General features: G+C 72.5%; 11 protein-coding genes. 9 read left to right on the top strand and 2 right to left on the bottom strand.

From position 1 onward, the window contains the following. Window positions 1-5 precede the first annotated feature (5 nt). The 3 genes from WMF26_RS10735 to coaD are packed head-to-tail and all read left to right on the top strand — an operon-like array spanning window position 6 to window position 2,876. Entirely contained in the window at window positions 6-902 is an 897-nt protein-coding gene (locus WMF26_RS10735; protein WP_061621746.1) for a 3'-5' exonuclease, read from the top strand. A gap of 7 nt (window positions 903-909) precedes the next feature. Beyond that, the gene (locus tag WMF26_RS10740) at window positions 910-2,373 is read left to right on the top strand and encodes a tetratricopeptide repeat protein (RefSeq protein ID WP_438000236.1); all 1,464 of its coding nucleotides are present in this window, start codon (window positions 910-912) and stop codon (window positions 2,371-2,373) included. A gap of 5 nt (window positions 2,374-2,378) precedes the next feature. After that, window positions 2,379-2,876 carry a pantetheine-phosphate adenylyltransferase gene (gene coaD, locus WMF26_RS10745; RefSeq protein ID WP_044987969.1) on the top strand — a complete coding sequence of 166 codons (498 nt, stop codon included), beginning with the start codon at window positions 2,379-2,381 and terminating at the stop codon, window positions 2,874-2,876. Between the two features lie 12 nt (window positions 2,877-2,888). On the opposite strand, the gene WMF26_RS10750 is transcribed toward coaD, so the two are convergent. Continuing rightward, window positions 2,889-3,920 carry a site-2 protease family protein gene (locus WMF26_RS10750; protein ID WP_438000237.1) on the bottom strand — a complete coding sequence of 344 codons (1,032 nt, stop codon included), beginning with the start codon at window positions 3,918-3,920 and terminating at the stop codon, window positions 2,889-2,891. Between the two features lie 292 nt (window positions 3,921-4,212). Here WMF26_RS10750 and WMF26_RS10755 point away from each other — a divergent pair, with 292 nt between their 5' ends. The 6 genes from WMF26_RS10755 to WMF26_RS10780 all read left to right on the top strand — a co-directional run bounded on the left by WMF26_RS10755 (window position 4,213) and on the right by WMF26_RS10780 (window position 10,455). Further along, window positions 4,213-5,172, top strand: a complete 960-nt coding sequence (locus tag WMF26_RS10755; RefSeq protein ID WP_438000238.1) for a serine/threonine-protein kinase — start codon at window positions 4,213-4,215, stop codon at window positions 5,170-5,172. A 396-nt stretch (window positions 5,173-5,568) separates the two neighbouring features. Then, window positions 5,569-6,819 carry a polynucleotide adenylyltransferase PcnB gene (pcnB, locus tag WMF26_RS10760; RefSeq protein WP_438000239.1) on the top strand — a complete coding sequence of 417 codons (1,251 nt, stop codon included), beginning with the start codon at window positions 5,569-5,571 and terminating at the stop codon, window positions 6,817-6,819. A gap of 102 nt (window positions 6,820-6,921) precedes the next feature. Next, a complete protein-coding gene (locus WMF26_RS10765) occupies window positions 6,922-8,580 on the top strand; it encodes a transglutaminase-like domain-containing protein (protein WP_438000240.1) in 1,659 nt (552 codons plus the stop codon). Then, window positions 8,577-9,023, top strand: coding sequence for an NUDIX hydrolase (locus WMF26_RS10770; protein ID WP_438000241.1), 447 nt, complete (start codon window positions 8,577-8,579; stop codon window positions 9,021-9,023). Before WMF26_RS10765 ends, WMF26_RS10770 begins: the two co-directional genes overlap by 4 nt. 174 nt (window positions 9,024-9,197) lie before the next feature. After that, on the top strand, window positions 9,198-9,506 hold the full coding sequence (locus tag WMF26_RS10775; protein ID WP_438000242.1) for a hypothetical protein: 309 nt from the start codon (window positions 9,198-9,200) through the stop codon (window positions 9,504-9,506). Window positions 9,507-9,657: 151 nt separating this feature from the next. After that, window positions 9,658-10,455: a TetR/AcrR family transcriptional regulator gene (locus WMF26_RS10780; RefSeq protein ID WP_438000243.1), complete on the top strand. Its 798-nt coding sequence runs from the start codon at window positions 9,658-9,660 to the stop codon at window positions 10,453-10,455. A 9-nt stretch (window positions 10,456-10,464) separates the two neighbouring features. Here WMF26_RS10780 and WMF26_RS10785 read toward each other — a convergent pair whose 3' ends face one another. Beyond that, the gene (locus tag WMF26_RS10785) at window positions 10,465-12,468 is read right to left on the bottom strand and encodes a C1 family peptidase (protein WP_437337050.1); all 2,004 of its coding nucleotides are present in this window, start codon (window positions 12,466-12,468) and stop codon (window positions 10,465-10,467) included. Window positions 12,469-12,604: the final 136 nt, after the last annotated feature.

The raw sequence follows: 12,604 nt of genomic DNA on the forward strand, positions 1-12,604 counted from the left end.
GTCGGATGACGGAGCAGCGCGAAGGAGCGGAGCCAGAGCGGACGACCGGCGCGGAGCCCCCCGCCGGCTCGCCGTGGGACGATCCGATCGAGCGCGCGCCGCTCGTGTTCCTCGATCTCGAGATGACGGGCCTGCGCCCCGAGAGCGACCGCGTGATCGAGGTCTGCGCCGAGCGGGTGCGGGGGGACACGTGCGAGGACGCGATCACGTCGCTCGTGAGGCCCGAGCCGGGCGTGTTCGGCAACGCGCACGTGCACGGCATCGATCCGCAGGAGCTCGCGGGCGCGCCCACGTTCGCCGAGCTCTGCGATCGCATCGCTCAGGTGACGGAGGGCGCGGTGCTCGTCGCCCACGCGGCCGCGTGGGACGTCGCGTTCCTGGAGGCGGAGCTCGCGCGGGCGGGGAAGGCGAAGCGCGTGCCGTACTACCTCGACACGCTCGTCCTCTCCCGCCGGGCCTTCGCCCTGCCGAGCCACAGCCTCGCCTCCCTCTGCCGGGAGCTCGGCGTGCACCGCGAGCGCGCCCACCGGGCCGAGGACGACGTGCACGCCCTGCGCGGCGTGTTCCGCAAGGTGCTGGAGGTCCTCGCCCCGCGCACGCCGCGCGACCTGTGGCACGTCCGGATCGGCGAGCGCCACGCGCGCCCGGAGCTGGTCGCCGCGGCGGTGCGCGCGGCCGAGCATGGCGCCACGGTGCGGGTGCGGTACCGGCCGGCGCGCCGCGGGCCGGAGGAGCTCGTCGTACGGGTGACGGGGGTGCGAACGGACCTCGACCCACCCCGGGTTCTCGGCTATCTGCTCCCGTCGCGCAGCCGCCGCGAGCTACGGGCCGATCGCATCCTGGCGATCGAGCCGATTTCGTCGGGAGAAATCGGCCCGGACGGCGCGCCGCAAAGGGCCTGAGATCCACGTGCGAATCCATTCGAATCGAAACGCGCCGACGAGGAGCTCCCTCGCTGCTCGCCTCGGCGGCCTGCTGACCGCGACCCTCCTCGCGTCGTGCTCGACGATGGTCGGCCCGGAGTCCGCCCGCCCGCCGGCGGCGGAGAAGTGGCTCGCCCGCGCTCGACAGGAGTTCCAGTCCGCCGACGTCGACAACGCGCGCGATGCGGTCGCGAAGGCGCTGACGATCGTCCCTGCCGACACCGAGGCCCGCCTGCTCGCGGGGCGCATCGCGCTGGCCCGGCTCGACTACGCCGAGGCGCTGCGCCTCCTCAAGGGCGTCGCCGGCTCCGAGGCCGCCGGGATCCGCGGGCGCGCGCTCTGGTACAAGGGCGACCTAGACGCCGCCGCCGACGAGCTCGAGGCGATGCTCGACGATCCGGAGGTGGTCGACGACTGGGCGAAGTCGATCGCCAAGCTGGCGCGACGCGGGGCGGGGCGCGCGCCGTTCACGCTCTCGGGCGGGCTCCTGGCGGCGATCGAGATGCCCCACGTCAACCCCGCGGCGCCCTTCTTCGTCGTCGAGCTCGAGATCGACGGCGAGTCGGCGCTCGCGATGGTGTCGACCGGCACCGGCGAGGTGGTCCTCGACAGCAGCACGCGCAAGGAGCCGAGCTGGGTCTCGCTCCGCTTCGGCCGGCGGCTCGAGGTCAACGACGTCCCGGCGCTCACGCAGGACCTCTCGGGCATCTCGAAGCAGATCGGCGCGCCGGTCAAGGCGCTCCTCGGCGTGAACCTGATCCGGCACCTCAACGCGACGATCGACTACGCCGGTCGGCAGTTCGTCGTGCGCAGCTTCTCCCCGCCGGCGCCGCCCGACGCGACGCGCGTCGACGTGGCCTTCATCAAGGGCGGCGGCATGGTGCTGCGCAGCAGCCTCGGGCCCGACAAGACGGTGCAGGGGCCGATGCTCATCGACACGTCGATGACGTTCCCGATCGCGCTCGACAAGGAGGGCTGGAAGAAGGCGGGCTTCGAGGCCGACGGCCTGAAGCGGGTCGAGCAGGATCCGGAGCAGAAGCTGAAGCAGGGCGTCGTGCCGATGCTGCGGCTCGGCGCGCTGGAGATCCCGAAGGTCCCCGGCGTGTACGGGGCGCCGCTCCAGGCCGTCGAGAAGCAGCTCCAGCTCGATCTGGACGGCGTGATCGGCGCGGGGCTGCTCGCCTACTTCCGCGTCACCTTCGCCGACGGCGGCCGGCTCATGTGGATCGAGGACGACACCGCCGTGAACAAGGTGCTCCAGGGCGGCGAGCCGGCGCCCGCGAACGAGGGGCAGGTCCCCGCCGCCCCCGCGGACGGGGCCGGCCCCGCGGGCGGGATCGGCTCGCCCGCGCCCCAGGCGCCCGCGCCTCAGGCGCCGCCGGCGCCGCCCGCGGCCGCGCCGAAGTCGACCCCGCCCGCGGGCGCTCCCAAGCGGACGCCGGACCGGTGAGCGCGATGGCCAAGGAACTGCTGGCGGTCTACGCGGGGAGCTTCGATCCGATCACGTTCGGTCACCTCGACCTGATCCAGCGGGCGTCGAAGCTGTTCGATCAGGTGATCATCGCGGTCGGCCGGCATCCGACGAAGCACCCGCTCTTCACCTACTCGGAGCGGCTGGAGCTCCTGCGCCAGACCACGAGCGAGGTGTCGAACGCGCGGATCGACTCGTTCGAGGGGCTGCTCATCCAGTACTGCCAGCGGGTCGGCGCGCGGGTGATCGTCCGCGGGCTGCGCGCGGCGACCGACTTCGAGTACGAGCTGCAGATCGCCCATGCGAACGCGGACATGCTCCCCGGCGTCGACACCGTGTTCCTGCCGACGCGCACGCATTACGGCTTCGTCTCGGCGTCGCTCGTGCGCGAGATCGCGAGCCACGGCGGCGATGTCAGCCACTACGCCCCCGCCGTCGTCTGCGACGCGCTCCGGGCGAAGTTCGGCGCCGCGAAGCCCTGAGCGCCGGCGCGCTCAGTAGGTGCCGAACGGGGTCGGCATCAGCAGCAGCACGAAGAGGAGCAGCGTCACCACCGCGATCGCCTTGCGCCCCGGCGACAGCTCGCCGGGCTCCGTGGGCGGGTGCTCCCGCCCGCCGATCCGCAGCATCAGGTAGACGAGGCCGAACCACGTGAGCCACGGTATCCCGTTCATGACGCCGGCGCTGAGCGCGTCGTAGAGCCCGTCCGCGATGAAGTGCTGCGTGAAGTAGACGACGTTGCCGACGAAGAGCGCGAGCATCAGGAAGTGCGCGGCGCGGCCGTAGCGGTCCTGCCGCTTGCCGAGCAGCGCGTAGGCGACGTGCCCGCCGTCGAGCTGGCCGACCGGGAAGAGGTTGAGCACCGTGATGAGCAGCCCGGCCCACCCCGCCATCGCCGTGGGGCCGAGGAAGACGTCGTGGTTCTCCGGGATCGGACCGACAGCGAGCCGCCTCAGCAGGAGATAGAGCAGGCTCCGCCCTTCCTGCAGCGCGGGTCCCGACGTGGCGTGCACCTCCGAGTGCATCAGGCCCACGAAGAGGACCGGGAGCGCGACCACGAGGCCGGCCAGCGGCCCGGAGGCGCCGATGTCGAGCAACGCGTTCCGCGACTTGATCCTGCCCTTCATCGAGATCACCGCGCCCATCGTGCCGAGCGGGCCGATGAGCGGGAGCGGGATGAAGTAGGGGAGCGACGCCTCGACCCCGTGCGCGCGCGCCGCGAAGTAGTGCCCGAACTCGTGCGCCAGCAGGATCGACAGGAACGGCACCGCGAACGGCCAACCCTGCAACAGCGCCTTCACGAGGGAGAGCGCGCTGTCGTCCTCGGGCGTGACCTGAGCCCAGAACGTGCCGGCGGCGAACACCGAGACGACCGTCAGGCAGAAGAGCGCGAGGTTCTTCTTCCAGCGAAGCGGGGGCGGACGCGAGGCGGCGGCGCTCGGCCGTGGGAAGCTCGCCGCCGAGGGCGAGAGCTCGGCGTCCAGGTCGAGCGCGCTCGGGGAGGAGGTTCGACGATCGTCGGTCATGCGCCGCTAAGCGTGGCCGTCTCCGCGTCGCCGCTCAAGCGGTCCGCGCGATCCCGCGTCCGGGCGGGCAGCTCGCCGCGCGCCGCGCGCCCTCCGGCGGAGCCAGCCGGGCCGGCGGGAGCGGCCGCGCCGGCCCGGGCCCTCGCAGGCGAGCGCGCCGCGGCCGCGGATCGGTGCGGCGGCGAACCTCCCGCTGCGCCCGCGCGCCGCGCCGGGCCGGCCCGCGCGCTCTTCTGCGCCGCCGCTGCGCGCGTTTGCCCTTCGACAGGCGCGACTGCGCTACGATCGATCCATGCCTCCTGCTCGCGTCGCCGCCGAAGCGCTCGTGGGCAAGCTCCTCTGCAACAAGTACCGCGTCGTGCAGCTGCTCGGCAGCGGCGGGGTCGGGCACGTCTACCTCGCCGATCGCACCGGCAGGCCCCAGCAGGCCGCGCCGTCGCGCGTCGCGCTCAAGGTCCTCCGGGCAGAGCTCCGCGACGACCCGCTGCTCGTCGCGCGGTTCGAGCGAGAGGCGGACGCCGCGTCGCGCGTCCGTCACCCCAACGTCCTCCGCGTCGAGGCGCTCGAGCGCGCCGGCGACGCGCCGTGCTTCGCGATGGATCTGCTCGTCGGCCTCGACCTCGCCGACACGCTGAGCTTCACGCGCTCCCTCGTCCCCGCGCGCGCGGTCCGGATCGCCGCCGACCTCGCCGCGGGCCTCGAGGCCGCGCACCGGGCCGGGGTGATCCACCGCGACGTGAAGCCGGAGAACGTGTTCCTCGTGCACGCCGCCGACGGGCGCGAGATCGTCAAGCTGCTCGACTTCGGGCTCTCGTTCATCGCGGGCCAGGGCGAAGGCGCGCTCTTTCCCCGGGTCGTGGGGACGCCCGAGTACATGGCGCCCGAGCAGGCGCAGGGCGCTCCCGCGGCGCCCGCCGTCGACGTCTACTCCCTCGGCATCGTGCTCTACGAGATGCTCGCGGGCCGCGTGCCGTTCCAGGGGACGTACCCGGCGATCGCGGAGAAGCACGCGCGCGAGCCGCCGCCGCCGCCGCACCGGTTGCACCCGGGGCTCCTCATGTCGCGCGAGCTCGACGCGGTCGTGCGCAAGGCGCTCGTGAAGGATCCGCGCGGCCGCTTCGCCTCGATGGCGGAGCTGCGGCAGGCGCTGCTCGCGACGCCGGAGGCCAGCGCCGGGGCGCCGCTCGCCACCCAGCCGGACGCGGCCCCGCCGCCGGCCCCCGGGCTCGGGCACTGGGGTACCAAGCCGTGACGCCGGCTCGCTCCGGAGGCTTCTGTCGGCCCCCCTGCGCCTCGGCTTTGCTCTCACGGCGAAGCCCTGCTAGACGGCCGTTAGCATCTCTTGTTCCGGGCGACAGCCGGATCCGCTCGCCAGGCCGAAGCAGGCCGAGGCGAGCGAGCCGGCACGGTTCGGGGGTCCGCGGGCGCGGGCCTCATCGCGCGGGTCGGTTCTCCAGGGAGTACCCAGAATCGCGCGCCAGTCGTCCTCCACTCCTCCAGGCGCTGCCTGGTGCTTTCTCGGTTGCTGATTATGGGTCGCGCGACCCCATCTCCTGATAACGGCACAGCGGCACATCAAGACGCCGATCTTCCGACGTACGAGGTCCGAAGCGCCCCCGGGCTGCGCGTAGGGCCCGAGGGCGAGCTCGTGCCGACGGACACGGGCGTCCTCGACGGCGATCCGTTCCGCGTCGAGCTCGTCGACGAAGACATCCCCACCCCGCGCCGCTTCCAGGTCGTCTTCGACGAGGCGCGGATCGATCCGGATGTCCAGAAAGTCGTTCGACGCCTCGTTCGCCACGGATACCAGGCCTACCTGGTAGGCGGGTGTGTACGGGACTTGCTGCTCGATCGCCGCCCGAAAGATTTCGACGTCGCCACCAGCGCCCGGCCGGAGGAGGTCCGCGAGCTGTTCCGCAACTCGCGCATCATCGGCCGGCGGTTTCGCCTGGTGCACGTCCTCTTTCAGGGCGGGAAGGTCATCGAGGTGGCGACCTTCCGCCGCAACCCGAAGGAGGACTCCGAGGACGGGAGCGAGCTGCTCATCCGGAGCGACAACGCGTTCGGCGTCGCGCACGAGGACGCCCTGCGCCGCGACTTCCGGATCAACGCGCTCTTCTACGACGTGGAGGCGCGGCAGATCCTCGACTGGGTCGGCGGCATGGAGGACGTGCGCCGCCAGGTGGTCCACACGATCGGCGACCCTGAGACGCGCTTCCGCGAGGATCCGATCCGCATCCTGCGCGCGCTCAAGTTCGCCGGCCGGCTGGGCTTCGCGATCACCCCGGACGTCTACGACGCGGTCGTCTACTGCCGCGACGCGCTCGCGCTCGCGGCGCGCCCGCGCCTGTCGGAGGAGATCCTGCGCCTCCTGCGCGGCGGCCAGGCGCGTCGGACCATCTACCTCGCGTGGGAGACGGGGGTGCTCGACGTCCTCCTGCCCGAGGTCTCGGCGCTGCTCTACGACGATCGCGGCGACGACGGCCCGGGCCAGCGCCTCTGGCGCGTGCTCGACTACGTCGACCGGCGCACCGCCGCGGACCGGCCGCTCGACGACACGGTCCTCTGGACGCTCTTGCTCCTCGAGCCGATGAAGGAGGCCTGCGACGGGGTCCGCGATCGCGCCGCGGCGGTCGCCGACTTCCTCGAGCCGCTCATCGACCGGCTGGCCATCTCCCGCCGGTACGCCGACGGGATGCGCCGCATCGTCGCCGTCCTGCCGAGGCTGGCCGGCGGCCGCGCCGGCCGCTTCGCGCGGACCGACATCTTCCAGCCCGCCCTCGACGTGCTCGCCGCCGAGCTGACCGCGCGCGGGGAATCCACCGAGGCGATCGACCGGCTCCGCTCCGCCCCGCAGCCGCGGCGCCACCACGCCGATGCGGCGCAGCACCGGCGCTGACCGGGGCGCCGGTGGCCGACCGCGACGGCCGGCGGCAGGGGCGCGAACGGACCGGCCGCCGTGGAACATCGCCGGGGTTTCTGGTTTCATAACAGCCTCCTGATGTCCGCTCCGGTCGCGCGCCCGCGCCCTGCTGCTGTGCCCGCTGTCTCCGCCTCCCGGCGCCGGCTCGGCGGCTGGGCGCGCGGCCTGCTCGTGTTCGCGCTCGCCTGCGCCGTGTCGCCGCTCGCGGACGCGCAGGTGTCGCTCCTCCACGAGTTCATCGCGCCGGACCCCGCGGAGGACGTCTCGCTCGCCACGACCACGCTCGACGGAGGGCTCCCGGCCGCGATCCAGACGCCGAGCGGCCTGGCCACGGCGCCCGATCCGCAGCGCCCGCCGTCGAACCAGCAGCAGGTCTACAGCACCGTCGGCTCCGACGCCGGCCCCGACGCCTCCTACGAGCCGGATCGCGACACCCGCCGGCCGAACATCGAGCGCTACGACGACCCGTTCTCCCCGGCGACCGCGCCGTTCAAGCGGCTGCAGGCCTACGACGCCGTCAGGGCGGACTACTCGCTCGTCGTCCGCGATCGGAGCCTGAAGGCGGTCGAGGTCGGCGGCAAGGTCGCGGCGGGCGACGAGGCGTTCTACGGGGACATCGCGGTCGACCTCGTGCCGAACGAGCCGGTCCGGATCCCGACGGTCGGGCCGGACACGCGGCTCGTGCGGGTGCACGTGAACCCCGACACGCCGGTGGTCGTGCTGCGCGACGGCGCCGACAACTGGTTCGTCCGCGGCACGAAGAGCGCGCGCGTCCGGCTCATCGTGCAGCTCGCGATCGCCCGCGCGACCTTCGGCAGCGATTTCGCCGAGGTCGACTGGGGCAAGCTCGCGCCGTTCCGCCCGCCGCAGGAGCCCTCCCACGAGGCGGCGTTCAAGCAGGTCGCCCAGGCGATCGGCATCTCGACGGCGATGCGGCCGCGCGAGGTCGTGCAGAAGATGGTCGAGTACTTCCGGTCGTTCGCCCCGTCGGACGACCCGCCCAAGGGGCACGGGGACATCTACCTCGATCTCGCGCTGTCGCGGAAAGGCGTCTGCCGCCATCGCGCCTTCGCGTTCCTCGTCACGGCCCTGCACATCGGGATCCCCGCGCGGATGGTCGTCAACGAGGCGCACGCCTGGGTCGAGGTCTTCGACGGCTCGCTCTGGCATCGCATCGACCTCGGGGGCGCCGCCCTCAACATGGACCAGGAGGTCGATCCGAGCCGCCCGCCGTACGTGCCGCCGCCGGACCCCTACAGCTGGCCGGAGCAGCGCGACTCGGGCCAGGACCTCGCCGATCGGACGCGCGCCGAGCAGACGCAGCAGGGGCCGCCCGGCCCGGGCGGCGCCGGCTCCGCCAGCGCCGGCGCGCCGCCGCCTCCGCCCCCGCCGGCGCCCACCCCCACGAGCGACGCGGCCGAGCGCGCCGCGGCGCGCACCGACGTGGCCGTGACCGCGCTCGACAGGGAAATCCGCCGCGGGTTTCCGCTCCACCTGCAGGGCCAGGTGAGCAGCGACGGGGCGCCGTGCGGCCACGTGCGCGTCGACGTGATCCTGACGGGGAACGCGGCGCCGCAGGGCCTGACGATCGGCTCGCTGTCGACCGATGAGCGCGGCCGTTACGACGGGGCCGTGATCATCCCCGGCGATGTCGCGCTCGGCGACTACGAGCTCGCGGTCGCGACGCCGGGCGACGCCCGCTGCAAGGCCGGCCGCACCGAGGCGGCCGCGCCGTGAGCGACGCGCCGGGACACGCCCTGGAGCCCCCGCGCGTGGCGGTCGGCGCCGTCGTGATCGAGCGCCGCCCGGGCGCGTCCGATACGCCGCGCGTGCTCCTCATCCGGCGCGCCCGCCCGCCGCTCGAGGGCTCCTGGTCGCTCCCCGGCGGACGCGTGGAGCCGGGAGAGCGGCTCGCGGACGCCCTCGCCCGCGAGATCCGCGAGGAGACGGGCCTCGAGATCCGCGTCGGCCCCCTCGTGGAGGTCGTGGAGATCGTGGCGACTCCGTACCATTACGTGATCCTCGATTACCTGTGCGAGTCGACCGGCGGCGTCCTCTCTCCCGGAGACGACGCCTCCGACGCGGCCTTCGTGCCGATCCCCGAGCTGCCCGCCCATGGCCTCACCGACGTCGCGCTGCGCGTGATCCACCGGGCCCTGGCCATGGCGACCGCGGGCTGAGGCCGCGCGATCCAGGGAGAGCCCGACTTGGCGCAGCCCGCGCCGAGGCGGGATGTCGCCCGAGGAGCGACTCTCCACGTTGTGCTCCGGCGTTCGGCAATAGCAGCGTTATTTTACCGTCCCATCGCTCACGACATGCGCGTCGATGGCGTTAGGTTTCACGTGGGTGCCGGGATGAGCGCTGGTCCAGCGATCGTGAAGGGCATGGTGGTTGTCGTGGCGGCGACCCTGCTGTCTGCTCCTCAGTGCTTCGCGCGGCCCGGAAACGACGGCGCTGGGCTCTTCGCGCTGCCCGCGCCCCGCGCATTGCGCGCCGCCGCGCCGCCCGGCGCGCAGGGCGGCGCGGCCGAGGACCCGGGCGGGCTCGCGGCGCGCATCGCGCGGGCGCTCTCAAGGACCGTCCAGCGGGCGGTGCGCTCGGGCGTCGCCCCGATGTTCCTCGGTCTGCACGGGTTCGGTGTGACCGTGTCCGGTGAAATGTGATGAGCGCGGCTACCCGCGATAGCGCGATGGCCGGCTGAGCGAGCGCGCGGCGCGCGAGCGCTGACGACGCGATCGTGAAATCGAATTCGCACGCGATTGCCGCGGCGTCTGCATTGCGGCGCTTCTGGAGACATCGTAAACCGAGAAGTCGATGAGCTCGACGCGAAGAGCGCGGAAGGAGGAGCAGAAGGAGGAGCGGCGGAGGATCATCATCGACGCAGCCTGGCAGCTGTTCCAGGAGACGCCGTATCTCGAGGTGACCATGGCGCAGGTCGCCGAGCGCACGCGGCTCGCCAAGGGGACCCTCTACCTCTATTTCACCACCAAAGAGGAGCTCTTCCTCGCCGTGGTCGATCAAGAGCTCGCGAAGTGGTTCCATGAGGTGGATATCCGCCTGACGCATCTCGGCGCCTCCCAGGGCGAGGAGGCCGCGGCGCGCCCCCGGGCGCCGCGCGCCCGACGCGGCGCGCCCGCGGCGCCCGGCGCGGGCGCCGCGGGCAGCATCGCCTCGATCCTGTCGGCGACCCTCGTGGCGCGCGACGCGATGACGCGCTTGCTCTCCATCCTTCACAGCGTGCTCGAGCAGAACGTCAGCTACGAGGCCGCCCTCCGCTTCAAGCTCTCCCTCGTCGCCAACATCGAGCGCACCGGGACGCTGCTCGAGCGGTGTCTGCCGTCGCTCGCGCCAGGGCAGGGCGGCCCGATCCTCATCCGCATGTATGCCCTGCTCATCGGCATGCGCCAGGTCTGCGACCCCAGCGACGTGATCCGCGATATCCGCAGTCGGCCCGATATGGGCCTTTTCCGGATCAACTTCGGCGAGGAGATCCGGGCCTCGTTTGCCATCCTCCTGAGCGGAGCGATCGCGCCGCCGCTCGCGCCCGAGCGGCTCGGCGCCCCGGCCCTCCACGGGATGACCTCGGCCGAGCGGCGGCGCCCGGAGGGGTGAGGGGCGCGCTCACCACGGATCCCGCGCCGACATCGGCGGCAGGTGATCGGCGAACGGCTGGTTGAGGATGCGGGCGATGACGGACTTCCACGTGGTCGCGTCGTTCTCGAAGTCCTCGTGCCGCCGCGCCTCCGAGCCGTGGGGAGGGGGCCTCGTGTTGGGCCCCTTGATCCACTCCGCCCGCGGAAACACGGTGGGCCGATCATCCCGGTTCTCCGTGAGGAGCGCGAGGACGTCGGCGTTCTCCGGGTCGAGGAGCCCCGCCTCCATGCCGAGCAGCGAGACGCCGCTCGTGCCGGGCACCCGCGGGCGCCGCTCGAGCGCGTTCGAGACCAGGTAGAGCAGCGACCTGCCGTAGACCTCGCAGTGGTCCTGGAGCTCCGCCTCGTCCGTGAGCGTGAACAGCGCGAACCTCCGGACCATGCCGCTCTTGATCGGCGGCATGTACGTGTCGCGGAACGCGTCGAGGGCGCTCGCCGGAGCGAGCAGGGACAGCGACTCGATCGGGAGCCCGAGCCCGAGCTGACCCCGCATCGGGCCGCCCTCGATCCGCTTGCCCTTCTCCGCGGTGACGAGCTGCACGAGCGGCGCGAGCAGGAACGTGCCGCTGGAGTGGGCGACCAGGTGGAGCTCGATCCTCGGGTCCTGGTCCATCAGCGACGCGAGGCGGCTGATCATCTCGCGGACGCCGCCGTGATCGGCGTCCATGGTCGCGTCGCCCGCGGCGAGCTTCATGCGATCCCACTCGGCCTTGCCGCCCATGCGCCGGACGAGCGGCTCCAGGGCGTCGTCGCGGCGATCGATCATGAACCCGAACGCCCTGGGATCATAGCCGTCGTGGCGGCGGCCCTCGGTGGCGCGGTGGAGGATCTCGAGGAGGCGCGGATAGTGGTCGGTCTCCCAGAGCAGCTCGATGGGGTAGATCTCGTGGCCGAGCAGCTTCGGCCGGAGGCGCGACATCCGGTTGATCCCGTCGATCTGCCGGCGCAGCCCGCCGCCCGCGATGAGCACGAGCCGGCGGCGCCTCCAGCTCTCGGTCGCGCTCATGAAGTCTTCTTCCATGATGATGCGGACGTCCTCCGAGGACGTGCCGTAGGCCCCGCGCTGCTGGAGCTGACCGTGCATGTCGACGCTGATGAGGTGCGGCCGCAGGCTCGCGAACGTCCGGCTCGTGGAGGCGAGCGGGCGCAGCGAGCGCGGCTGGTTCAGGCGGATGGGGACGCCGAGCCGCCCGACCCACGCGTCGAAGCCGTACTGGAGCCAGTCGTCGTAGCAGAGCCGCCCGAAGCCGCTCTTGCCCCAGCCGAGCCCCCAGGAGTTCTGGAGCCAAAAGCCCTCCGCGTCATACCCCACGATCGCGAAGGCGTGGCCGCCCCAGGGGGCGATGAACGGGTTCGTCTTGTCGACCGGCGGGATGATGCCGTTCTTCTGGGTCCCGTAATACCAGCCATTGAAGGGGATGAGCGCCGAGGCCGCGATGATCCCGACCTCCGCGAGGGCGTTGTGCATCGCCGGGAGGTCCTTGTGGTTCACGCGTTGATACAGGCCGAGCGGCCGGAGCATCGCGTCCGTGGCGCGCTCCGGCGTGAGCGTGCCGTGGAGATCGTTCGGGTCCCACGGCCATTGCTCATAAGAGCAAATACCGTGTTTGTGCCAGCCCTTCATGGCGCCCCTCAGGCTGGAGCCCCTCGCGTCGTCCTCGCCCGGGTACTCGTCGTAGCGGCGCGCCATCGTGTACACCATGTTCTGGCTCACGAGGCCGTACTCCGGGGAGACCTTGCGCTTGCGCAGCAGGAAGTGGGCCACGGTGGCGACGGTGAAGCCGGTGCAGCCGTTGTTCCTGCCCTGGTCGAGCACGGGCACGCCGTGGTCCATGAAGCGCTCCGGGGGCATGACCGGAGGCACCTCGATCATCGTGGGCCGATAAAGGGTGTCGCGGAAATCGAGGACGTCAGCGCGGGCGTCGGTCGTGATGTCCCCGTGACGCTCGGCGAAACGCTCGGAGTCGATCATGGTTTCCGATCTCGTGAAGTCGCCGAGTCTCGCACGGGCGGCGCTCCTGGCAAAGTCGGCTGCGCTCGCCCCTCGGACGAGCCTGCTCGTGCTAGCGTCGCCCGTGCGGCGCCGCCGCGCCGTCGAGAGGTGGGAT

This window comes from Sorangium sp. So ce185 (assembly GCF_051526825.1).
GTDB lineage: Bacteria > Myxococcota_A > Polyangia > Polyangiales > Polyangiaceae > Sorangium > Sorangium cellulosum_D.